The organism is Nocardia sp. NPDC004068 (assembly GCF_042874315.1).
Taxonomy (GTDB): domain Bacteria; phylum Actinomycetota; class Actinomycetes; order Mycobacteriales; family Mycobacteriaceae; genus Nocardia.
In genome coordinates this window covers 67589-90112 of the sequence record NZ_JBIAMW010000021.1, presented here as the reverse complement: position 1 = coordinate 90112, position 22524 = coordinate 67589, and the positions used below count along the sequence as shown (strand labels likewise).

The window sequence follows — 22524 nt, the reverse complement described above, 5'->3', positions numbered from 1 at the left end:
CACGCCCGCAACCGCTCAGTGCGCGGGCGTGGTGAGGTCGTAGACCGCGAGTCCCGGCAGGTGCTGGACCGGGTAGTGCGCCGCCACCCAGTCGTAGATGGCCTTGTTCCCCACCGGTCGCCACCACCCGGCGTCCGGATCCGCTTGCGCGGGCGCCGGATTCGCGTGGTTCGGCACGCGCCAGGAATCGGGCAACCGCACCTCGGGCGCGAGATAGTAGGTGATCTCGTGGTCGCGCACCATGTCCTGGAATCGCGGCAGGGTCGGCACCGGATCCTCGGAGGTGAATCCGCCGATGGCCAGCACCGGTGTGCGACTGGCCAGTTCGAGTCCGGCGGCGGGGGAGGAGCGGTCGATGGCCGCCGACCACCGGGTGCGGGTCGCGCGCAACATGTCCACCAGCCTCGGATCGACCGCGCCGGTGCCGGTGAACAGCGCGATCTCCTGCCGGAATCCTCCCAGGGCTCCCGGCCGCTCGGGTCGCGCCGGACCCACCGTCGGGCTGCCGCCGGTATGCGCCTGCGGCAGTGTGGCTCCCGCGTACGCGGTCGACCCCGCGAGCCCGGCCAGGAGCCCCACGACGAGCGCCACCCCGGACAGTCGCCGCGGCCACGCCGACACCAGCGCGCCCAACAACCACACCGCCGCGACCACCGACACGGCGAGCACCGTCCATCGCAACCACGGCTGCCACCCCGCGTTCCGGCCGAGCACCACGAAACCCCAACCGCCACAACACAGTACGAGCCCCGCCGCCCCGAGACGACCCAGCGCGGTCGCGCGCAGCCGCCACATCTCGTGCACCCCGAGCGCGAAGGATCCGGCCACCGCCGGGGCGATGGCGAGGGTGTAGTAGGCGTGCATCCCGCCCTTCATCGCCGAGAACGCGATGCCGTCGATGAGCAGCCACAGCCCGAACACCAGCGCCGCGCCCCGCACCAGGTCGGTGCGCCCGCGACTGCGCCGCGCGACGAGCACGAGGACGAACGCCAGCGCCGCGGCCGGGAGCAGCCACGAGATCTCGAACCCGATCTCCCCGGTGAACAGGCGCGTCGGGCCGGAACCGAAACCGCCGAACCCGCCGCCGCCCGGCCCCTGCTGCGGGAACCGATATCCCTCCGGCAACTGAAAAGGGTTGTGCCCCCGATGATTCTGACCGAGATACCGGGCGAACCCGTTGTAGCCGAGCACCAGATCCATGAACGTGTTGTCCTTCGACCCGGCCAGATACGGTCGCGACGACTCCGGCCACACGATGGTCAGCACCACGTACCACCCGGCCGAGACCACCAGCGCCCCCGCCGCGGCCAGCAGGTGCAGGATCCGCTTGCCGAACGTGGTCGGCGCGACGATCAGATAGGCCAGTGCCAGCGCGGGCAGCGCCATCAGACCCTCGAGCATCTTGGCCAGGAACGCGAAACCCAGTGCGGCACCGGCCAGGACGAGCCAGCCCGGGGCCGCGGCGGCCAGCGCCCGGACGGTGCAGTACGCGCCCGCGGTCATCAGCAGCACCATGACCGCGTCCGGATTGTCGAACCGGAACATCAATGCCACCACCGGCGTCGCGGCGAGCGCGAATCCGGCGAGCAGGCCCGCGCCGCGACTGCCGGTCGCCCGGGTCACGGTCGCGTACAGCAACGCCACCGCCGCCACCGCCATGAGCGCCTGCGGCACCAGCATGCTCGCGCTGCCGAAGCCGAACAGCTGCCCCGACAGACCCATGATCCATTGCGACAGCGGCGGTTTGTCGACGGTGATGAAATTGCCGGGATCCAGCGATCCGAACAGCAGCGCCTTCCAGTCCCGCGAGCCCGCCCAGGTCGCGGCCGCGTAGAAGGAGTTGCCCATCCCGTTGACGGTGATGTTCCACAGGTAGGCGCCTGCCGTCGCGAGCAGCAGCACCGCCAGGCCGACCCGTTCGGCGGGCCGGGCGGACGGTAGGCCGCTCGCGCGGGAATCGGGCGATTCGGATGGCGTGGTTTCGGCGATGGTCGCTGTCACCGCGGGAGCGTCGCACGCCAGCCGGTGAGCGCGCTGACCGTCGGCTGGGAAAACGCTGAGAACGCGAACCTATTCGCCGCGCACGTACCGCAACGATTCGCGGATGGCCGCCATATCGATGCGCAGACTCGGATCGCGTTGCTGCGCTTCCTCGAACTCGTACATGAGATCGTCGATCGTGCTGCGGCGCGCAATCGCGACCAGTTCGGCGTGCACGTGATCGCTCAGCGTCACCCCCGCCGCGGCGGCCCGGCGCGCGAGCACGGTCCACGCCTCGGCGGGCAGCTCGTAGGTCTCGATCAATGCCGCCGCGGCCGAATCGGGTTGCGCCGCAAGGTCGTCGGGCCGCTCCGCCGCCAGGAACTCGACCACCGCGTCGATCGGCACGCGACGACCGGCGAGCGCGATCAGTTCGCGGCGAACGTAATCGACCGGCGCGAGACCCGCCGCGCGGGCACGGCGGCGGAGCACGTCGACGGTGCGGGCGGGCAGATCTTCGATCTCGATGAGCGCCATAGCGGACACCGTAATGGATGAGTCGGGCGAGAACGCTCCTACCAAGGTATCGGTTTCGACTCGGACCGCGGTATGTCGTCCGCGCGCACGGAGCCGGGTAGGGTCCGACGCGGGGAGCGAATCCGGTTGCGGCACGGGTTCATAGGCGGAGGCGACATGAGCGTGATCGAGGCGGTCGAGCGGCCGACGGGGCCCGCGGCGCGGTGGGGCGAGTTCGTCGCGCGGCATCGGCGGGCGGTGCTCGCGGTGTGGGTGGTGCTGCTCGCGGCGTGCGCGGTGGCCTATCCCGCGCTCGAATCCCGCGTGCGGGCACCGGATTTCAATCCCGACCACGCCGAGTACCTGCGCGCGGGTGAGCTTGTGCGCCAACACTTTCCGAATCTGGGCGACGAACAGGATCTGATCGTGTTCGATTCGGCCACGCTGCCCGCGTCCGATCCGGGCTACCGCGCGACCGTCGACGCCGCGCTCGCCACGCTGCGCGGGACCGACGGGATCACCGGTGTCCTCGGACCGTACGACAGCGGCGGCCAGATCTCCGCCGACGGGCACACCGCCCTCGCGCTCATCGGAATGTCCGGGCCGCCGCGCGAGCGGGCCGCGCGGGTGGCCGAGATCCAGGACCGGCTGGCTCGCTCCGCGCCGCCCGGCATCGATGTCGCGGCCACGGGGTATCTGCCGTTGCAGAACGATCTCGCGGCGGTCGAACGCGGCGACCTGACCCGCGCGGAGACGATCGGTCTGCCCGTGGCCCTGTTGGTGATGGTCGTGGCGCTGGGCGCGCTGGTGGCCGCGGCGGTGCCGGTGGGTGTGGGCCTGGCGGGGATTCTGCTGGTCAACGGCGTGATGTTCCTGCTGTCCTTCGGGACGGGCATCGACGTGCTGATGAATTCGATGGCGTCGATGATCGGGCTCGGCATCGGGATCGACTACGCGATGTTCGTGGTCAGCCGCTACCGCGAGGAACTCGCACGGGCCGGGGTGAGCCGCCGCGACGATCCGGGCGTGGCGCGGGCCGTCGGCATCGCCATGAACACCGCCGGGCGGACGGTCCTCGCGTCCGGGGTGATCGTGGCCGTCTCGGTGATCGCGCTGACCGTCATTCGCGCGTCGACGTTCCGTGGGTTGGCCCTGGCGGTGTCGGTCGCGGTGCTCGGCACGCTCGCCGTCGCCATGGTGTTGCTGCCCGCGCTGCTCGCCGAACTGGGCCCGGCCGTCAACCGCGGCGCGCTGCCCGCCCGCCTGCGACCCGCGGCGGTCTCCGCGGAAAGCGCCGCGCGGCACGGCAATTGGTATCGCTGGGCGCGGGTGGTGATGCGTCGTCCGGTGGTGTTCGGCCTGGCGGCGACGGCGGTGCTGGTGGTCGCGGCGCTGCCCCTGCTGCGGATCGACTACGGGTTGAACATGGGTATCGGGAGTCTGGCGGATCGCCGCGCGGGGGTGGCCGCGCAGACGGTCGCGGCGAAGTTCCCGCCGGGCACGATGGCCCCGATCGAGGTCGTGGCGACCGGGCCGGGGGATACGGACCTGGGTCGCGAGGGCGCGGCGCAACTGGATCGGCTCGTGGCCGGATTCCGCGGCGACGATCGGGTGGCGACCTCGATTCAGCAGCGGGCGAACGGGCGTGCGCTGGTGATCGTCGTGCCCACGGCCGCCCTCGACGATCCGCGCGCCGACAGCCTGGTGCGCGATCTGCGGGACCGGGCGCGGGAACTGCCCGCGATCGATGTCGCGGTCGGCGGGACGAACGCGGGTCTGGCGGACTTCTCCGTCCAGATCACTCGCGGGCTGCCGTGGGTGATCGCCTTCGTCCTCGTCGTGTCGTTCGCCTTCCTGGTCGTGGCGTTCCGCAGTATCGTGTTGCCGCTCAAGGCGATAGCGATGAATCTGCTGGCCACCGGTGCGGCCCTGGGCCTCACCGTCGCGGTCTTCCAATGGGGGTGGGGCGAGTCGTTGCTGCGCTTCCACAGCCCCGGCTATCTTCAGGTGTTCCTGCCCTGCACGGTCTTCGTCATCCTGTTCGGACTGTCGATGGATTACGAGGTGTTCCTCATCCGCCGGATGAAGGAGCGCTGGGACGCCGCGGGGGAGAGCGGCTCCGAGGCCAATCAGGCCGCGGTGGCCGAGGGCATCGAGCACACGGCGCGTCCCATTACCGCGGCGGCGGCCATCATGGTCGTCATCTTCGGCAGCTTCGTGAGCGCGAATGTGTTGGAGCTGAAGGAGATCGGCTTCGCCCTCGCCGTCGCGGTCACCGTGGACGCCGTGGTGGTGCGGATGGTTCTCGTGCCCGCCTTCATGCGGCTGTTGGGGGAGTGGAACTGGTGGCTGCCGGGTTTCTGGAGTAGGGGAGAGTCGACGAAAAACCAAGTGGCCGTGCGGAACTGATGGTTGCGGCTAGAGCAAACAGGCTGCGGCGGTAGTAAATTCAATACCGGTACTCACATATGCGAATCTAAACATGAAAATTCGTAGCGTGTCGGGCGGACGCGACACCCGAACCAAGACACCTCATCAAAAACCGCAATGAGGAGAAGACCCTGAGCCGAGCCGTGGACGGAATTCTGAATGCTGTCCGTTTGCTGCTCGCGCGTAGGTGGAATCCTCCTGGGAGTACCCGGCGACACGCCGGGGCCGGGCGGTCGGAAGGGCGGGCCCGACATGAGTCTCAGCGCAGTGCAGGACGCGGTGTTGGCGCAGTTGCCGGATCCCGAGCCGGAGGCGCCGCCCGGATCAGAGACGTCCACCGCCTTGTTGCGGTATCTGGTGTGGATTCACGTCGCGGGGACGGCGGTGGCGCTGGCGTGGTGTGTGTCGGTGGCGCGGCGGTCCGAGGGGAATCGGCGGCGGGCCTCGATCGCGGCGGCGGGGGTGTTGGCGGTGGGGTTGGTGACGACCGTGGTCGGGGTGATGATGGGGACCGCGCTGGAATAGGTCAGTGCAGGGCCATGGCGTCGTGGGCGACGCGGAGGTCGGCGGCGAACTGCCGGTAGGCGTCCTCGCGGTCGGGGGAGCGCAGCACGGCCGAGGGGTGCACGGTGGCGATTGCCCGGTGATCGTCGAGCGAAATGACCTGTCCGCGTTGGCGACTCACGCGGAAGGAGGGGCCGAGGACCGCTCGGGCGGCGATCGCGCCGAGGCAGACGACGAGTTCCGGGCGGATGGCGGTGAGTTCGGCGGACAGCCAGGGGGCGCAGGCGGTGATCTCGCCGCGGGCCGGTTGCTGATGGATGCGTCGCTTGCCGCGTTCGGTGAATTTGAAGTGTTTGACCGCGTTGGTGAGGTAGACGGTGTCGCGGTCGATGCCGACCTCGTCGAGAGCGCGGTCGAGCAGGCGGCCCGCGGGTCCGACGAAGGGGTGTCCGGCGAGGTCCTCGCGGTCGCCGGGTTGTTCACCGACGAAGACGACGTGCGCGTCGCGGGGGCCTTCCCCGAAGACGGTCTGGGTCGCGCCGCGATAGAGGTCGCAGCCGCGGCAGCCGTCGGCGGCCTCGGCCAGGGCGGCGAGGTCGGTGGTGTCGGGAACGAATTCGGCGGCGCTCACGGCGGTTCCTCCTTCTGGTCGACGTGGCTCGTGTACCCGGGCCGGACCTGGTGAAACGCCGTTTGGCCCGGTGCGGGCCGGGTAGTGCGGGGGTGGTTCACGAAAGGAGAAGCTCATGGCCGCAGAACTTCAGGGCAAGCGGGTCCTGATCGTGACGTCCAATACCGGTGTCGAGCACGACGAACTCGTGGTGCCGCGGGACCGGTTGCGTGAGCGTGGGGCCGAGGTGACCCATGCCGCGGTGAAGCAGGAGCAGGTTCAGACCTTCCAGCACGACACCGAGCCCGATACGACCGAACAGCCGCAGGCCGCGTTGGACGGCGTGCACGCGAGCGATTTCGACATCCTGGTGATCCCGGGCGGGACGGTGAACGCGGACAAGCTCCGCATTGCCGAGGGTGCGACGGCGCTGGTGCGCGAGTTCACCGACGCGGGTAAGCCGATCGCGGCGATCTGCCACGGCCCGTGGGCGTTGGTGGAGGCGGGTGTGCTGCCGGGGAAGACGCTGACGTCGTATCCGTCGTTGCGTACGGACATCGTCAACGCGGGGGCGGAGTGGGTGGACGAGTCTGCGTGTCGCTCGAACGGGAGCGGGTGGGCGTTGATCACCTCGCGTAATCCCGATGATCTGCCCGACTTCGTGGACGCCATCACGCAGGAGTTGACCGGTAGGTCGTGACAATCGGTGGGGCCCAACACCTTTCGTGGTGTTGGGCCCTTGTCGTGGGTGGAGGTGGGCTGGGTCACGCGGATTTGTGTTGCGCACAATCCAATTGCGTCATAGATTGTTGCTCGTGACCGACCCCCTGACCCTCGACCAGCAGGTCTGCTTCCCGCTGTACACCGCCCAGCGGGCGATGACGGCGGTGTATCGGTCGAAGCTCGAGGCGTTGGGGCTGACGTATCCGCAGTATCTGGTGATGTTGGTGCTGTGGGAGCGGGACGAGCGCGGGGTGGGCGAGTTGTGCGCCGCGCTGTCGCTGGATTCGGGCACGTTGTCGCCGTTGTTGAAGCGGTTGGAGGCGGCGGGGTTGGTGGAGCGGAGTCGTTCGGCGGTCGATGAGCGCCGGGTCGAGATCCGGTTGACCGAGCGGGGTGCGGCGTTGCGTGCGGACGCGGCCTGCATTCCGCTGGAGATGCTGACCGCCACCGGCCTGTCCGTCGAGGAGCTGACCGCGCTGCGGGAGACCCTGCGGCGTTTGACGGCGGCCCTCGATTCGCATATTCGATAGGAGAACAGCCATGAACGTCGTGTACACCGCCGAGGCGTTGGCGACCGGGGACGGCCGCAACGGGCACGCGCGCACCACCGACGGGAAAGTCGATGTGGCGCTGGCGATTCCGAAGGAGATGGGTGGTTCGGGCCAGGGCACGAATCCGGAGCAGTTGTTCGCCGCGGGGTATGCGGCGTGTTTCCATTCGGCGTTGCGGTTGGTCGGCACGCAGGCGAAGGCGAATGTCGATGATTCGGCGGTCGGGGCGAAGGTCGGGATCGGCACGCTGGACAACGGTGGTTTCGGGTTGACGGTGACCCTCGAGGTGACGTTGCCGCATGTGTCGCCGGAGCAGGCGCGGGAGTTGACCGAGCGGGCGCATCAGGTGTGTCCGTATTCGAACGCGACGCGCGGCAATATCGATGTCGAGCTCGTGGTGGCCGAGGACTGACGGGGATGGATATGCGGGCGGTGGTTCTGGGCCGGTTCGGGGAGCCGAAGGAGGTGTTGGCCGCGGCGGAGTGGCCGGTGCCGGAGCCGGGTCCGGGGCAGGTGCGGGTGCTGACGTCGTTGTCGCCCATCCACAATCACGATCTGGCGATCGTGCGGGGCGTGTACGGGTATCGGCCGGAGCTGCCGGCGATTCCGGGCACCGAGGCGGTCGGGCGGATCGATGCGGTCGGTCCGGGCGTGTTCGATGTGGAGGTGGGGCAGCGGGTGGCCGTGGCGGGTGCGCAGGGCACCTGGGCGGAGTATTTCCTGGCCGAGGCGGCGGCGGTGGCGCCGGTGCCGGAGTCGGTGGACGACGAGACGGCGAGTCAGTTGGTGTCGATGCCGTTCAGCGCGTTGTTGTTGCTCGAGGATCTGGGGGTCGAGCGCGGGCAGTGGATCGCGGTGAACGCGGCGGGTGGCGCGGTGGGCCGGTTGCTGAATCTGCTGGCGGAGCGGCGTGGGGTGGGGGTGGTGAGTCTGGTGCGGAGCGAGGCGTCGGCGGAGGCGTTGCGGGCGGCGGGTTTCGGGCCGGTGGTGGTGACCGAGCAGGCGGGGTGGCAGGAGCGGGTGGCCGAGGCGACGGGCGGGGAGCCGATCGTGGCGGCGGTCGATCAGGTCGGTGGTGCGGCGGCGGGGGAGTTGATGGAGTTGTTGGCCGAGCGGGGTGAGCTGATCTCGTTCGGGGCGTTGTCGGGGCGGCCGATGCTGATCGGGTCGGGGCCGGTGATCTTCAAACAGGCTGTGGTGAAGGGGTTTTGGGCCGCTCGGCGGGGTGAGGAGATCGGGGCGGAGGCGCGGGGTCGGTTGTTCGCGGAGTTGTTCAATCTGGCCGCGGGCGGGGTGTTGCGGATGGGGATCGAGACGAGTTTTCCGCTGGCCGATATCGGTGAGGCGGTGACGGCGGCCGAGCGGCCGGGGCGCACGGCGAAGGTGGCGTTGTCGCCGCGGGCGGGGTGAGATGGTCAGTCGCGCACGGGTTTCGGTGTGGTGAGGGCGAAGCGGGCGCCGCTGGGGTCGGCGGCGATCGCGATCGGGCCGAGGTAGGCGGCGTCGGTGGCGGGGCGCAGGATGGTGCCGCCGTGGTGTTCGATGGTGGTGAGGGTGGTGTCGACGTCCTCGACCCAGAAGTAGGGCAGCCAGTGGGCGGGTTCGCCCTGGGCGAGTTGTTCGTGGCCGAAGGCGGCCTGTTTCGGGTCGCTGTCGGCGGGGGCGAGCAGGGTGTAACTGGTGCCGGGGACCTCGAATGCCTCGGTGCGCCACTCGAAGACGTCGCGGTAGAAGGCGAAGGCGGCGGCGTCGCAGCTGGACAGTTGGACCCAGCAGAGGGCGGCGGGGGCGCCGACCTTGTCGAGGCCGCCGTGGTCGTCGGCGGGTCGTAGGACGGCGAAGCGGGCGCCTTGGGGGTCGGTGAGGGCGGCGATGCGGCCGCCGCCGGGGAGGTCGGTGGGGGCGAGGCGGATCTCGCCGTCGGCGTGTTCGGCGGCGGTGGCGATGCCGTCGGGGTCGTCGGTGTGGAAGTAGACGGTCCAGGCGGGGTCGGCGTCGTCCTCGGTGAGGGGGCCGAGGGCGGCAACGATGGCGTCGTCGTGGGTGAAGTAGGTGTAGCCGCCGGGGTCCGCGTCGCGGGTGTCCCAGCCGAACACCTCGCGGTAGAACGTGGCGGCGGTGTCGGGGTCGGGGCTGCCCAGGTCGAGCCAATTGGGTACGCCTGCAATGTATTTCGTGGTGAGCACGGGATTGTCCTTCGTCGAGCGGGGCCCGGTGTCGCGGTGGGCCACACCACGGGGGTAACACCGGATCGGCGGGATAATCCAGGAATTTGCTCGGTGGCGCGTCCTGCGGACGATTGCCACCTGAAATGAAACGTGTTTCACTTTCGGGGTGACCGAGCAGAACCGGGAGGTGTTCGCTCCCGCGCGTCTGGGGCCGATCACCTTGCGTAACAGGGTGATCAAGGCGGCGACGTTCGAGGGCCGGACGCCGCGCGCGTTGGTGACCGACGAGCTGATCGCGTTCCATCGGGAGATGGCCGCGGGCGGGGTCGCGATGACCACGGTGGCGTATTGCGCGGTCGCGCCGGGCGGGCGGACCGATCGGCATCAGATCTGGATGCGGCCGGAGGCGGTGGCGGGGTTGCGGCGGCTCACCGACGCGGTGCACGCGGCGGGCGCGGCGGCCAACGCGCAGATCGGGCACGCGGGTCCGGTGGCGAACGCGGCGTCGAACCGGGCCCCGGCGTTGGCGCCGAGCCGGTTGTTCAGTCCGCTGGGGATGCGCCCGATGCACGTGCCGGACGAGGCGGCGGTGGCCGAGGTGATCACCCAGCACGCCGACGCGGCGCGGCTGGCCGAGCAGGCCGGATTCGACGCGGTGGAGATCCATTTCGGGCACAGCTATCTGGTGAGCTCGTTTCTGAGCCCGCTGCTGAATCGCCGCAAGGACCGGTACGGCGGCAGTCTCGCCAATCGGGCGCGGCTGGCGCGGGAGATCGCGCGGGCGGTGCGGGACGCGGTGGGCGACCGGCTCGCGGTGACGGCGAAACTCAATATGGAGGACGGTTTCCGCGGCGGCCTCACCGTCCCGGAGTCCTTGCGGGTGGCCGCGTGGCTCGAGGCGGACGGCACGCTCGACGCCCTCGAATTGACCGCGGGCAGTTCACTGCTCAACCCGATGCTGTACTTCCACGGCGACGCCCCCCGCCGCGAGTTCGCCAAGACGCTGCCGGTGCCCGCCCGCTGGGGGATGCGCGCGGTCGGCCGCTTCTTCCTCCGCGAATACCCGTATCACGAGGCGTATCTGCTCGACCGGGCCCGTCAGTTCCGCCGCGAGCTGTCGATGCCGCTGATCCTGTTGGGCGGAATCACCAACCGCGACACCATGAATCGCGCGATGGCCGAGGGTTTCGATTTCGTCGCGATGGGCCGGGCGTTGCTGCGCGAACCCGACCTGGTGAACCGCATCCAGGCCGACGCGGCGACCCCGTCGGCGTGTGTGCACTGCAATCTGTGTATGCCGACCATCTACACCGGGACGCGGTGTGTGTATCGGCTGGACCCGGTGGCGCCGGGTTCGTGATCGGTGGGTCGTGGGGCGCCCGCGCCGGGCGCCCCACGAAACATCAACTGGCGGCGGCGAATCCGGCGCGCAGGTCGGTGAGGATGTCGTCGATGCCCTCGATGCCGACGGCGAGGCGGACCAGGCCGGGGGTGACGCCCGCGTTGAGTTGTTCGTCGGGGGTGAGTTGGGAGTGGGTGGTGGAGGCGGGGTGGATGACCAGGGAGCGGACGTCGCCGATGTTGGCGACGTGGCTGTGCAGGGTCAGGGCCTCGACGAACCGTTTGCCCGCGTCGACGCCGCCGGACAGCTCGAAGCCGACGATGGCGCCGACGCCCTTGGGGGCCAACGTCTTTCCGCGTTCGTACCAGGGGGAGGATTCCAGGCCCGCGTAGTAGACCTTCTCCACGCCGGGCTGTTCGGTGAGGAACCTGGCAACGGCCTCGGCGTTGGCGACGTGGCGTTCGATGCGCAGGCTCAGCGTCTCGAGGCCCTGGCTGATGAGCCAGGCGTTGAACGGGGCGATGGCCGAGCCGAGGTCGCGCAGCAGTTGCACGCGGGCCTTGAGCGCGTAGGCGGGCGCGCCGAGGTCGGCGAACACCGCGCCGTGGTAGCTGGGGTCGGGTTCGGTGAAGCCGGGGAAGCGCGGGTTGCCGTCGGCGTCGCGGACGGTCCAGTCGAAGCGGCCGCCGTCGATGAGCACGCCCGCGATGGCCGCGCCGTGCCCGCCGAGGTACTTGGTCGCCGAGTGCACGACGATGTCGGCGCCGTGGGCCAGCGGCTGGATCAGGTACGGGGTGGCGACGGTGTTGTCGACGATGAGCGGGACGCCCGCGGCGTGGGCGACCTCGGCGATGCCGGGGATGTCGAGGATGTGGTTCTGCGGGTTGGAGATCGTCTCGCCGTAGAACGCCTTGGTGTTGGGGCGCACCGCGGCCCGCCACTGGTCGAGGTCGTCGGGGTCGTCGACGAAGCTGACCTCGATGCCCAGCTTGGGCAGCGTGTAGTGGAACAGGTTGTAGGTGCCGCCGTACAGGCGCGGGCTGGACACCAGGTGGTCGCCGGCGGCGGCGAGGTTGAGGATCGCGAAGGTCTCCGCGGCCTGTCCCGACGACAGCAGCAGCGCCGCGACCCCGCCCTCGAGGGCGGCCAGGCGCTGTTCGACGGCGTCCTGGGTGGGGTTCATGATGCGGGTGTAGATGTTGCCGGGTTCGGCCAGCCCGAACAGCGCCGCGGCGTGGCTGGTGTCGCGGAAGGTGTAGGAGGTGGTCTGGTAGATCGGCAGCGCGCGGGCGTTGGTGGTGCCGTCGGGCAGCTGGCCGACGTGGATCTGCTTGGTCTCGAAGCTCCAGTCGGCGGTGGGGTCGGCGGGCAGGGCAGAATCGGTCATCGGTGCTGATTCTCCAGTCGGCGTGGGATGGGTCGAGTGTGCCTCCGCACGGTAGGAACCGGCGCGGTGTGAGGCGAGTATTCCGCTCGGCTCGATCCGAATTCACGGCGCGGCGCGGGCGGCACACCGAGTCATACGGGCGGCGGGTCGCCCGGGGTTCACTCGGGGTGTCACAGCAGGTATCGCTCGAGCTGGGGCACGACGTCGACGGGGTGCCGTGCCGACAGCGGGCTGGCGATCTGCTGGAACTGCCACGGGTGCGCGCGCACGAGCGCGCCCATCAGCAGTCCCGGATGCGTGCGGTCGTGCATCGGGTAGCGCAGCAGTTCGGCATTGGAGGCTCCGTCGAGCAGGCGGCAGTAGGCGTCGCGCAGGTCGGTGGCCTCGCCGGTGGAGCAGGTGACCGCGAGGAACACGCGGGTGATGTCGGGGGCGAGACGGCCGGGTTCGATCGAGATGACCTCGTCGTCGCCGGGTCCCTCCCCGGTGAGGTTGTCGCCGTGCAGGCGGACCGCGCCGTCGCTGGAGGTCATCTGCTCGTGGTAGACCACCTCGGCCAGCGACGCCCCGCGGTACAGCAGCGCCACCGCGTTGAGGTCCACGCGGGCGGTGCGCTTGGACAACAGCTTCCAGCGTGTCACCGGCGTCCAGCCCACCCCGAGGAGCAGGAAGTCGATGGCGCTGCCGTCGGTGCGCTGCAAGGCGATCGCCATCCGCTGTCCCCTTCGTCACCGCCGCGACCCGCCCGCGCCGTCGGCGTCCACTCTAGGCCCCGCCGGGGACGGGCAGCGGGCGGGCCGCGAGTTCGGCCCGGGGGCGACGGAATCGGTTGCGGCGCATGCGGCATCCGGGACGGTCGCGTGGGCGGCCGACGAAACCGGGCGGCCGCCAACGGAATCCGGGTCAGGGGACGGTCACCGGGTCGGTGCAGCTGTCCGGCGCGTCGACCAGGGAGCAGGTGGCGGGGGCGCGGGTGGGGCGGTAGTCGGCGGGGACGCCGCGCGCGGCGATGATGTCGCGGTAGGCCGCGACGGCGTCGGTGGGGCGGCGGGTCAAGGTCGGGTCGGTGCGCACGTCGACGGTGTAGAGGCCGAAACGTGGTGTGTAGCTGCCCCATTCGTAGTTGTCGGTGATCGACCAGTAGTTGTAGCCGAGGACCGGGATGCCGTCGGCGAGCGCGCGCTGGATCCAGTACACGGTGTCGCGCAGGTCGTCGGCGCGGGTGTAGCCGTCGGCGCGGGGTTCCCCGTCGCGGGTGGGCATGCCGTTCTCCACGATGTAGAGCGGGGTGCCGGGAAAGCGGCGCGCGTAATGGTCGAGCGCGTAGTAGATGCCCTCCGGCTGCAACGGCAGCGTCCACAGCTGTTTCATCGCGTCGGGGGACAGCTGCGCGATCGACTGCGGGCTGAACCCGTAGTAGTAGTCGATGCCGACGTAGTCCAGGCGCGCGGCGATCGCGTCGATCATCGGGCCGTTGACCACCGGCTCGGCCGTGCCCGCGATGTAGGCGAGGTTGCTGGTGACCAGCGCGCCCGGCTGCGCGGCGTGGATGTGGTCGTAGATGTCGTTGTGCGCGCGCACCAGCGCCTGCTGCATCACCGGCACCGCCGCGGCGGGCAGCCCGCCGTTGGTGGTCTCGTTGAGCAGATACGCCGCGGGCTCGTTGAAGGTGACCCACAGCGGATCGCGAGAGGCGTAGCGGTCCACGACCTTTCGCGCGTGGGCGAGCCAATCGGTGACCATCGCCGGATGCGCCCAGCCGCCGCGCTCGGCCGCCCAGCCCGGATACACCCAGTGGTCGAGGGTCAGCATCGGGCGCATCCCGGCGGCGGTGATCGCGTCGATGACCGCGTCGTAGAAGGCGAAGCCCGCCTCGTCCCATTCCCCCGGCCGGGGCTGCACCCGCGCCCACTCCACGCTGATCCGGTACACTCCCGCGCCCAGCCCGGCGGCCAGACCCACATCGTCGCGGTAGCGGTGGAAGAAGTCGACCGCGTCGCCGTACCGGTCGTAGCTCGGGGTGGCGTCGACGTAACGGCGCCAATTGCTGTCGGGCGCGGAGCCTTCGCACTGGAATCCGGCGCTGGCCACTCCCCACAGGAACCCCGGGCCGACCGGGGCGACGGTCGGCGCCGGGGCGGGACGGGCCCCGGCGCGGGCCGGAACGGTCAGGGCCGCAACGGCTCCGGTGGCCAGGGCCAGGGCGTGACGGCGACTCAACGGCATCGAGGCTTTCCCCTTCTCGCGGAACGGACGGTCGGCGGCCACGGTAACCCGGCGCGGTGCCAGAGTACGGGTGACGCCGCCGCACCCGCACCGAATTGGTCAATTGTCCACGTCACTAGGATGGTGCTCATGCCGGACCGCCGCACCGCCAGCGACCCGACCATCGAGCGCGCCCTCGACGAACTCGAGGCCCGCTACGACAGCGCCGTGACCGCGTTGCGCGCCGCTGTCGCCGCGTTCGTCGACCGCGGCGTCGTCCCCGACGCGGTGGCCCGCGAGGCGGGCGCGTTCGTGTACCCGGAGCTGCGGGTCACCTGGGACGGGAAAGCCGCCGCGCACAACAGGTCTCGCGCGTGGGGGCGGCTGACTCGGCCCGGGGTGTACCGCACCACCGTGACCCGCCCGGCGTTGCGGCGCGCCTATCTCGCCGAACAGCTCGACACCATCGCCCGCGACCACGACATCCGCGTGGAGGTGGGGCCGTCGCAGCAGGAGATCCCGTTCCCGTACGTCATCGACGGCGCGGATCTGGGGTTGGATCGGTCGATGAGCGCGGATCTGGCCGCGCACTTCCCGACCACCGAGCTGTCGCGCATCGGCGACGAGATCGCCGACGGCGTCGTGGACCCGGGCGAGCCGCTGCCGTTGAGTCATTTCGACGCGTTGCGCACCGATTTCTCCCTGGCCCGGTTGCGGCACTACACCGGCACCCCGGTCGAGCATTTCCAGCCGTTCGTGCTGTTCACCAACTACAGCCGATACGTCGACGAGTTCGTGCGGTGGGCGGTGGAACGCATCGCCGACCCCGACAGCGAATTCGACGGATTGTCCTGTGCGGGTGGGGCTTTGATCACCGCGGACACTCGGGACCGGGATGCGGCGATCTCGGATCTGGCGTGGAAGCGGCATCAGATGCCGGCCTGGCATCTGCTCTCGGCGCGCGGGCCGGGCATCACGCTGGTCAATATCGGGGTCGGCCCGGCGAACGCGAAGAACATCTGTGACCATCTGGCGGTGCTGCGTCCGCACGCCTGGTTGATGATCGGGCACTGCGGCGGTCTGCGCGAGAGTCAGGACATCGGCGATTACGTGCTCGCCCACGCCTATCTGCGCGACGATCACGTCCTCGACGCGGTGTTGCCGCCCGATATCCCGATTCCCAGCATCGCCGAGGTGCAGCGCGCCCTCTACGACGCCACCAAGGCGGTCAGCGGGATGCCCGGTGAGGACGTCAAACAGCGGTTGCGCACCGGCACCGTCGTCACCACCGACGACCGCAACTGGGAGCTGCGGTACGCGGCGTCGGCGCAGCGGTTCAACCAGGGGCGCGCGATCGCGGTCGATATGGAGAGCGCCACCATCGCCGCGCAGGGGTATCGACTGCGGGTGCCCTACGGGACGTTGCTGTGCGTGTCGGACAAGCCGGTGCACGGGGAGATCAAACTGCCCGGGCAGGCCAACCGCTTCTACGAGGGCACCATCTCCGAACATCTGCGGATCGGGATCCGGGCGGTGGAACTGCTGCGCGCCGAGGGCGACCGGCTGCACTCGCGCAAGCTGCGTACCTTCGACGAACCGCCGTTCCGCTGACCGGGTTTCGGGTCAGTTCTGGTCGCGGCGGGCCCGGAACGCGGCGCGGTAGCCGGTGGGGGTGACCCCGGCCAGGTCGCGGAAGGTGTCGCGGAAGGTGGTCATCGAGGTGAACCCGACCTCGCGGGCGACGCGTTCCACGGGCAGGCCGGTGTGTTCGAGCAGTTCCTTGGCCTTGCGCACGCGCAGGGTGCGCAGATAGGTGATCGGGGTGGCGCCGACCTGCTCGGTGAACCGCCGGTTCAGGGTGCGGGTGCTGACCCCGGCGTGCGCGGCGATATCGGTGAGGGTCAGCTCGCGACGGTAGTTGTCGCGCAACCACATCAGGGTGTCGGCGAACGGTTGGCGGTCGTCGACCTCGGTGAGGTGGTTGATGAACTGCGCCTGCCCGCCCTCGCGTCGCAGCGGCACCACCGCCAGCCGGGCCGCGTCGGCCGCGGCGGCGGCACCGTAGTCCAGGTTCACCAGGTGCAGGCACAGGTCCAAGCCCGCCGCCGCGCCCGCGGAGGTCAGCACCGATCCCTCGTCGATGAACAGCGGCCGCGGGTCCACCCGCACCCTCGGGTAGCGGGCGGCGAGCAGATCCGCGCCGATCCAATGGGTGGTCGCGCGTTTGCCGTCGAGCAGGCCGGTCGCGGCGAGGGTGAACGCGCCCACGCAGATCGAGGCGATCCGCGCGCCGCGCGCGGCGGCGGCGCGCAGGGCGTCGAGCACGAATTCCGGTGGGGGGTCGATGTTCTCCGAGCCCGGCACGACGATGGTGTCGGCGTCGGCGAGCAGGTCGAGCGGGCCGAGGTCGGCGAGGGTGAACCGGCCCGCCGACACCGACGGACGCGGGCCGCACACGGTGACCTCGTATCCGGGGGAGCCGTCGGCGAAGCGGGCGCGGGAGAACACCTCGAGCGGGGCGCTGAGGTCGAAGGGGATCACGCCCTCGGTGGCCAGGATCGCGACCTTGTGCATGGCTGGATTCTAGCGGTCACCGGGCGGGTTTCCGAGCTCGAGCGGGGAATGTGAGCTGGTCGTAGGCGATTCGAGGGGGTTGGCAAGATTCCGTTGGAGGTTGGCGCTCTCGCCAGTGGTGCGGGTGGGGCGCGGGTTCCTAGCGTGTGCCGCATGGCAATTCCGTTCCCCGCCGTGGCGCGCGCATGACCGCGGTGTTCCTGAGCCTGCACGTGATCGTCGCGATCGTCGCGATCGGCCCGATCACCGTGGCGGGCAGCATGTTTCCCCGCGCGGTGCGCGCCCTGGCCGCCGACCCCGCCGACGCGAGCGCCCGCACCACCGCGGCCCTGCTGCACCGCGTCTGCCGCGGCTACGCGGCGCTCGGGGTGTTTCTGCCAGTGTTCGGCATCATCACCGCCGTCCGTATGGGAGTGCTCGGCGACGTCTGGGTGCTGGTGTCCCTCGCCCTCACCGCCCTCGCCGCGGCGCTGCTCGCGCTGCTGATCCTGCCGCGTCAGCGGGCCGTGCTCGCGTTGGCGGGCGAAAACCGTTCCGTCCCAGCGAGTTCCGCGGCCCGGCTCGGGATGCTCGTCGGGATCTTCAACACCCTCTGGGCGGTGGTGACCGTTCTGATGATCGTGCGCCCCGGCTCGACGACGGGAGTCTGACCGATGCGCCTCGCCCTGCGCCTGACCGCCCTCGCCGAAGCGGTCACCCTCGCGATCATGCTGATCAACCTCGCCACCGTGCACGTCGCCGCCGTCGGGAGCGCCCTCGGACCGCTGCACGGCACGGCCTACGTGGCGATCATCGTGCTCACCGTCCTGCTCAGCGACCGCGGTTCGCGCGCCCGGCCGCTGTCGTTCGTGCCCGGGATCGGTGGGCTGCTCGCGCTGCGCGTGCTCGACCGACCCGGGACCACCGCGCAACGCCGTCGGGAATGATGGCGGGTATGAGTTTGCCGTCGCACTGGCCGCTGTTCGGATTGCGGCTCCGCACACCGGGTTTGGAACTGCGGCTGCCCGACCCCGACGACCTCGCCGCGCTCGCCGACCTCGCCGCCGCGGGCATCCACGACCCCGCCGTCCAACCCTTCGTCGTCCCCTGGACCGACGCCGAACCCGCCGAGCGCGCCCGACGTGTCCTGCGCTGGCACTGGCGCGGATGGGCCGACTGGGCACCCGAGGCGTGGGCTCTCAACCTCGTCGTGTTCCGCGACGGGCGAGTCGTCGGCACCCAAACCGTCTCCGCGACGGAGTTCGCGATCCGTGCCGAGGTCGCCACCGGATCCTGGCTCGGCCGCGCCCATCACGGCCAGGGCATCGGCACCGAAATGCGCGCCGCCGTCCTGGATCTGGCCTTCGCCCACCTCGGCGCCCACGCGGCCCTGTCCGGAGCGTTCGAGGACAACGCCGCCTCCTACGGCGTCTCCCGCACCCTCGGCTACGAACACGACGGCATCGACACCCGCAGCGTGCGAGGCGAACCCGCCGTGATGCGGCGGCTGCGGCTGACCCGGGCGCGGTGGGAAGCGCATCGACGGGTGCCGGTGGAAGTGAGCGGGCTCGCGCCGTGCCTGGCGATGTTCGGGATCGAATCGCCGCCCGAAATGTGAGAAGGTGAGATTTCGCTCGTGAATGCCGTTCCCGCGGCGCGAATTCGGGCGTGACAGGCATGGAGGACCTTGGTGGGCGCGGCGTTCGATGTGGCCGGGATGGTGGGCTACCGCTATCGCGTGGACGACTACTACGAGGTCGGGCGGGAGAAGATCCGCGAATACGCGCGGGCGGTGCAGGACTTCCATCCCGCGCACTGGAGTGAGGCCGCCGCCGCCGACCTCGGGTACGACGGGCTGATCGCCCCGACCACCTTCCTGTCCACCGTCGCCATGCTCGCCAATCGGCGGCTGCTCGAGACCGTCATGGCCGGGTACGACATGTTCGTGCAGACCGATCAGGTCTTCGAGATGTACCAGCCGGTGCGCACCGGTGCGCGGCTGATCAGCGATGTCGAACTCACCGGCGCGCGCCGCGTCGCGGGGAAGGACCTGCTCACCATCACCAACACGTTCACCGACCGGGCCGGGGAGGTCGTGCAGATCATGCACACCACCGTCGTCGGCATCACCGGCGACGACGTCGACTCCGGGATCGCGGAGATGATCGACCGGGTGATCATGAGCGGGTTCGGCGCCGCCAGCACCATGGTCGACGCCTCCTCGCCGGACACGAAACCGACTGTGGCCCCGCGTCTTTCGGACTACTCGCGGACACGCACCCCGCGCACGTCCCTGCGCTTCGCCGATGTCGCCCCCGGGACCGAACTGCCCGCGCGGACTGTGAAGCTGACGCGCGGAGACCTGGTGAACTACGCCGGAGTGTCCGGCGACGCCAACCCGATCCACTGGCACGCCGGGATCGCCGCCCGCGCGGGGCTGCCCGATGTGATCGCGCACGGCATGTTGACCATGGGATTGGGTGCGGGGTTCGTCACCGGATGGCTCGGTGATCCCGGCGCGCTGACCCGGTACGGGGTGCGGCTGTCGAACTACACCGTCATCGACGCGGCCGCCAGCGGGAGCGTCGAGTTCAGTGGGCGGATCAAGTCGGTGGACCCCGACACCCGATCGGCGGTGGTGGTCATCGTCGCGAAATCCGCCGGGCGCAAGATCTTCGGGCTCGCCACCGCGGACGTGCGGCTGGCGTAGGGCGGGACCTCACAAGCCGAGTTTCGTTACCGCGTTGTCCTCCAACGGGTTCGCGGTGCGGATGTAGCCGTGGACGGTGCGGGGGTTGGACCAGCGGCCCTGGCGCATGATCTCGCGGTCGCTCGCCCCGCCGAGGGCGGCCTGGGTGGCGAAACCGGCGCGCAGGGAGTGGCCGGAGAACAGGGCGGGGTCCAGGCCCGCGCGGGCGGCGTAGCGTTTGATCAATTCGGCGACGGCGCGGCCGGAGACGGGGGTGGCGCCGATATTGCCGTGGCGGTCGACCGCCGGGAACAGGGGGAGGGCGGGGTCGGTGAGGATCGTGCCGGGGAAGGCGTGGCAGCGGTGGATCGCGGGATCGGGGATCTCGACGTCGGGGGCGGCCGCGCGGAACACGGCCTCGCGCAGGCGGATCCAGTCGGCGAACGCGCACACCGGGCAGGTGTGCGGGCGGGAGCCGCGCGGCAGGGCCACGCGGTGGGCGGCGGCGCCGGTGGGGTCGGTCTTCGTGGCGGGCAGCCGCACCAGCAGGATCGGTTCGCCGGTGGCGTGATCCACGTCGACACCGACATCGGCGATCCGCAGGCCCGCCAGCTCACTGCGCCGCAACGCGCCCGCGAAACCGACCAACAGCATCAGCGCGTCGCGGCGGCGCGCCGGTTCCCGCGGCCAGCCCGGTTCCGGCAGACCTGTCAACAGCTGTTCGAGGGTGTTCAGCAGCACCGGGCGTTTGCGGCGCGGCTGGGCGCGGCGGGTGCGGCGGATACCCCGCAACGTCAACCGGACCACATCGCTGCGCGTCGGTGAGGGCAATCCGTTGGCCGCGTGCACCGCCGCGATCGCCGCGCTCTTGCGTTCCAGCGTCGCCGCCGAGAACGCCCATCCCCCAGCGGCTTTGCGCGCGTCGGCCGCCGCGGCGAGATAGACCGCCACGTCCAGGGGATCCGCGGGCAACGCCTGCCGCCCCTCCGCCGCGCACCACCCCGACCAGCCGATCCAATCCGACCGATACGCCCGCACCGTGTTCGGTGACTGCGACGCCTCCAGATACCGGCGCAACGCCCCGGCCTGCTCGTCGTCGAACCGCTCCCGCACCAGCCGCAACGCCGCCGCGTCCACCAGCACGCTGCGCACCCCGTGCCGCAATCGGGTGGCCACGGCATCGGGCACGGCCACCACCGCGCGGGTGTCGTCGTTGTCGGCTGCGCTGGTCATCGCCGGTCACGTTACCCGGTGGCGGCACGGAGATGGGGGAGGACGCGGCCGAAACGCGCACGGGCGCAGAATGTTCCGCGTGCGGTCACGGGGCCGGGCGGCTGGGCACCGACGGTGTGAAGCCCAGCGGCCAGCGAGTGTCCTTGTCGTAGTAGGGGAGTTGGTTCTCGACGTACTCGTTGGGATCCAACGCGTGAGTTCCCAAGTTGTCGGAGGAGAAGAGGTTCGCTCCGGCGAGATCGGCCCCGGCGTATCCGCCGTCGCCGAGCTTGCACGCGTGCATCTGGACCTTGGTGAGGTTGGCGTCCCACATGGTGACGGCGCTCAGCTGGGAGTCGTTGAACACCGTGCCGGTGAGGTCGGCGCGCTGGAACACGGCGAGCTCGAAGGTCACCTCGCTGAAGGTGCTTCGCGCCAGCACGGCGTCGGAGAACTGTATCCAGCCCAGATTCCCGGATTCCACGGTGGCACCGACCAGACAGGTCCGGCTGAGATCGATCCGCGACCCGGGTCGCGCGTCGGGATGCTCCCGGCGGGCCAGCACGGTCAGTGCCGCCTGGTGGTCGATGGCCAGGTGCGCGGGCTCCGACGGCGGCGGTATCCGGCAGTCCGCGGCGGGGGCGTGCGCGCGCAGGAACGCCGCCAGCACCTCCACTATCGTGTCGCGATCCCCGGGAGAGTCCTTGGCGAGTCGTTCGAGCAGGTAGATACCGGCAACGCGCTGATCGATCCGGTCCGACGCGAGCTGCTCGACGGCCTTCTGGAAACGATCCGACACGGCGACCTGCTGGGCCAGTCCGTACTGATTGTCGGTCGCGCGCAACGACTGCGCGGTGAACCACAGCGCGCCGATCGCCGCGATCGCCGTCGCCAACGCCGCCACACCGGTCCAGCCCGACCAGGTGACCACGCCGAGCAGCCCCCGAACCAGCCGCGCGCGGCGGGGCGGCCGCGCGGTCGGATCGGGCGTCCGGTCCGGGGTTGTCATGCGAGCCCTCACTCGATGGTCGTGTCTGTCAATGTCTTTCGCAGAACACCAGGCACCCCGGCGACAGCGGGGACCCTGGGCGCGGCACCTCCCGGCCGGGTGCGTCTTGGCGCGCGGGGGCGGCCGGGGACTCGCAGAACAACAGGCAGCCGGGCGGCAGGCCCGAACCCGGGCTGGGGTAGTCCGGGCCGGGTGCGGAGCGGGGTGGTGGGGCGGCGGGGGAGTCGCAGAACAGCACGCAGCCCGGGGGGAGGCCCGAGCCGGGGCTCGGATAGGCGGGGCCGGGGGATTCGCGTGGCGGGGGGCTGGCGGGGGAGTCGCAGAACAGGACGCAGCCGGGCGGCAGACCGTTGCCGGGGCTGGGCATGTCGGGACCGTAAGCGCCCGAGGCGGTTTCGCAGAGGGTCGCGCAGCCGGGATGGGCGCTCGCGGCGTCCCCGGCGTATCCGAGGCTCACCGCGGCCGCCGACGCCACCGCCGCTATCATCACACCGATCGCACCGACCATCACCCGGCCGTCCTTTCACCCCTCCGACGTCGATTGTCCTCGCCGGAAGGCGTTGGGGACACGCGAATGTCGATTGTCCTCGCTGGAGGACCGTGGGGACAGATGAACGTCGACCGTCCTCACCGGAAGACCGTGGG

Annotated in this window: 22 protein-coding genes and 1 pseudogene; 12 read left to right on the top strand and 11 right to left on the bottom strand. The window is 70.5% G+C overall.

The window, feature by feature from the left end; translation table 11 throughout:
• Window positions 1–15 precede the first annotated feature (15 nt).
• Window positions 16–2001 (bottom strand): ArnT family glycosyltransferase, encoded by a 1986-nt coding sequence (locus ACFYTQ_RS35060; protein WP_387370200.1) that lies wholly within the window; start codon window positions 1999–2001, stop codon window positions 16–18.
• Window positions 2002–2070: 69 nt separating this feature from the next.
• Window positions 2071–2517, bottom strand: a complete 447-nt coding sequence (locus tag ACFYTQ_RS35055) for a hypothetical protein (RefSeq protein ID WP_387370197.1) — start codon at window positions 2515–2517, stop codon at window positions 2071–2073.
• A 156-nt stretch (window positions 2518–2673) separates the two neighbouring features.
• Between ACFYTQ_RS35055 and ACFYTQ_RS35050 the strand changes: the two genes are divergently transcribed.
• Window positions 2674–4905, top strand: a complete 2232-nt coding sequence (locus tag ACFYTQ_RS35050; RefSeq protein ID WP_387370195.1) for an MMPL family transporter — start codon at window positions 2674–2676, stop codon at window positions 4903–4905.
• Window positions 4906–5178: 273 nt separating this feature from the next.
• Window positions 5179–5451: a hypothetical protein gene (locus ACFYTQ_RS35045; RefSeq protein ID WP_387370193.1), complete on the top strand. Its 273-nt coding sequence runs from the start codon at window positions 5179–5181 to the stop codon at window positions 5449–5451.
• Between the two features lies 1 nt (window position 5452).
• On the opposite strand, the pseudogene ACFYTQ_RS35040 reads toward ACFYTQ_RS35045, so the two are convergent.
• A pseudogene (locus tag ACFYTQ_RS35040) lies at window positions 5453–6079 on the bottom strand (UdgX family uracil-DNA binding protein); the annotation flags it as partial.
• Between the two features lie 97 nt (window positions 6080–6176).
• Here ACFYTQ_RS35040 and ACFYTQ_RS35035 point away from each other — a divergent pair.
• The 4 genes from ACFYTQ_RS35035 (at window position 6177) to ACFYTQ_RS35020 (ending at window position 8724) form a co-directional block, all read left to right on the top strand.
• Window positions 6177–6740, top strand: a complete 564-nt coding sequence (locus ACFYTQ_RS35035; protein WP_387370190.1) for a type 1 glutamine amidotransferase domain-containing protein — start codon at window positions 6177–6179, stop codon at window positions 6738–6740.
• A 115-nt stretch (window positions 6741–6855) separates the two neighbouring features.
• A complete protein-coding gene (locus ACFYTQ_RS35030; protein WP_387370188.1) occupies window positions 6856–7293 on the top strand; it encodes a MarR family winged helix-turn-helix transcriptional regulator in 438 nt (145 codons plus the stop codon).
• Between the two features lie 10 nt (window positions 7294–7303).
• Window positions 7304–7726 (top strand): organic hydroperoxide resistance protein, encoded by a 423-nt coding sequence (locus ACFYTQ_RS35025; RefSeq protein WP_387370186.1) that lies wholly within the window; start codon window positions 7304–7306, stop codon window positions 7724–7726.
• A 5-nt stretch (window positions 7727–7731) separates the two neighbouring features.
• Window positions 7732–8724, top strand: a complete 993-nt coding sequence (locus ACFYTQ_RS35020; protein ID WP_387370183.1) for a zinc-binding dehydrogenase — start codon at window positions 7732–7734, stop codon at window positions 8722–8724.
• 5 nt (window positions 8725–8729) lie between these two features.
• Here the strand turns inward: ACFYTQ_RS35020 and ACFYTQ_RS35015 are convergent, their stop codons facing one another.
• A complete protein-coding gene (locus tag ACFYTQ_RS35015) occupies window positions 8730–9500 on the bottom strand; it encodes a VOC family protein (protein ID WP_387370181.1) in 771 nt (256 codons plus the stop codon).
• A 148-nt stretch (window positions 9501–9648) separates the two neighbouring features.
• Here ACFYTQ_RS35015 and ACFYTQ_RS35010 point away from each other — a divergent pair, with 148 nt between their 5' ends.
• Window positions 9649–10842, top strand: a complete 1194-nt coding sequence (locus tag ACFYTQ_RS35010) for an NADH:flavin oxidoreductase (protein ID WP_387370179.1) — start codon at window positions 9649–9651, stop codon at window positions 10840–10842.
• A 43-nt stretch (window positions 10843–10885) separates the two neighbouring features.
• Here the strand turns inward: ACFYTQ_RS35010 and ACFYTQ_RS35005 are convergent, their stop codons facing one another.
• The 3 genes from ACFYTQ_RS35005 to ACFYTQ_RS34995 form a co-directional block, all read right to left on the bottom strand.
• Window positions 10886–12211 carry a bifunctional o-acetylhomoserine/o-acetylserine sulfhydrylase gene (locus ACFYTQ_RS35005; protein WP_387370177.1) on the bottom strand — a complete coding sequence of 442 codons (1326 nt, stop codon included), beginning with the start codon at window positions 12209–12211 and terminating at the stop codon, window positions 10886–10888.
• 170 nt (window positions 12212–12381) lie between these two features.
• The gene (locus ACFYTQ_RS35000) at window positions 12382–12924 is read right to left on the bottom strand and encodes a TerD family protein (protein ID WP_387370175.1); all 543 of its coding nucleotides are present in this window, start codon (window positions 12922–12924) and stop codon (window positions 12382–12384) included.
• 190 nt (window positions 12925–13114) lie between these two features.
• Entirely contained in the window at window positions 13115–14437 is a 1323-nt protein-coding gene (locus ACFYTQ_RS34995; protein WP_387370172.1) for a glycoside hydrolase family 1 protein, read from the bottom strand.
• A 129-nt stretch (window positions 14438–14566) separates the two neighbouring features.
• Between ACFYTQ_RS34995 and ACFYTQ_RS34990 the strand changes: the two genes are divergently transcribed.
• Window positions 14567–16027, top strand: coding sequence for an AMP nucleosidase (locus tag ACFYTQ_RS34990; protein ID WP_387370170.1), 1461 nt, complete (start codon window positions 14567–14569; stop codon window positions 16025–16027).
• A 12-nt stretch (window positions 16028–16039) separates the two neighbouring features.
• On the opposite strand, the gene ACFYTQ_RS34985 is transcribed toward ACFYTQ_RS34990, so the two are convergent.
• Entirely contained in the window at window positions 16040–16990 is a 951-nt protein-coding gene (locus tag ACFYTQ_RS34985; RefSeq protein WP_387370168.1) for a GlxA family transcriptional regulator, read from the bottom strand.
• A gap of 185 nt (window positions 16991–17175) precedes the next feature.
• Here ACFYTQ_RS34985 and ACFYTQ_RS34980 point away from each other — a divergent pair, with 185 nt between their 5' ends.
• From ACFYTQ_RS34980 to ACFYTQ_RS34965, 4 genes are all read left to right on the top strand, one after another.
• Window positions 17176–17640, top strand: a complete 465-nt coding sequence (locus tag ACFYTQ_RS34980; protein WP_387370166.1) for a hypothetical protein — start codon at window positions 17176–17178, stop codon at window positions 17638–17640.
• Window positions 17641–17643: 3 nt separating this feature from the next.
• Entirely contained in the window at window positions 17644–17916 is a 273-nt protein-coding gene (locus ACFYTQ_RS34975; protein ID WP_387370164.1) for a hypothetical protein, read from the top strand.
• 8 nt (window positions 17917–17924) lie between these two features.
• Window positions 17925–18587, top strand: a complete 663-nt coding sequence (locus ACFYTQ_RS34970) for a GNAT family N-acetyltransferase (protein ID WP_387370163.1) — start codon at window positions 17925–17927, stop codon at window positions 18585–18587.
• A gap of 99 nt (window positions 18588–18686) precedes the next feature.
• The gene (locus ACFYTQ_RS34965) at window positions 18687–19679 is read left to right on the top strand and encodes a fused (3R)-hydroxyacyl-ACP dehydratase subunits HadA/HadB (protein WP_387370243.1); all 993 of its coding nucleotides are present in this window, start codon (window positions 18687–18689) and stop codon (window positions 19677–19679) included.
• Window positions 19680–19688: 9 nt separating this feature from the next.
• Here ACFYTQ_RS34965 and ACFYTQ_RS34960 read toward each other — a convergent pair whose 3' ends face one another.
• From ACFYTQ_RS34960 to ACFYTQ_RS34950, 3 genes are all read right to left on the bottom strand, one after another.
• Window positions 19689–20891 (bottom strand): site-specific integrase, encoded by a 1203-nt coding sequence (locus ACFYTQ_RS34960; protein WP_387370161.1) that lies wholly within the window; start codon window positions 20889–20891, stop codon window positions 19689–19691.
• Window positions 20892–20976: 85 nt separating this feature from the next.
• Window positions 20977–21879 carry a pentapeptide repeat-containing protein gene (locus tag ACFYTQ_RS34955; protein ID WP_387370159.1) on the bottom strand — a complete coding sequence of 301 codons (903 nt, stop codon included), beginning with the start codon at window positions 21877–21879 and terminating at the stop codon, window positions 20977–20979.
• Between the two features lie 28 nt (window positions 21880–21907).
• Window positions 21908–22390, bottom strand: a complete 483-nt coding sequence (locus tag ACFYTQ_RS34950; protein ID WP_387370157.1) for a hypothetical protein — start codon at window positions 22388–22390, stop codon at window positions 21908–21910.
• Window positions 22391–22524: the final 134 nt, after the last annotated feature.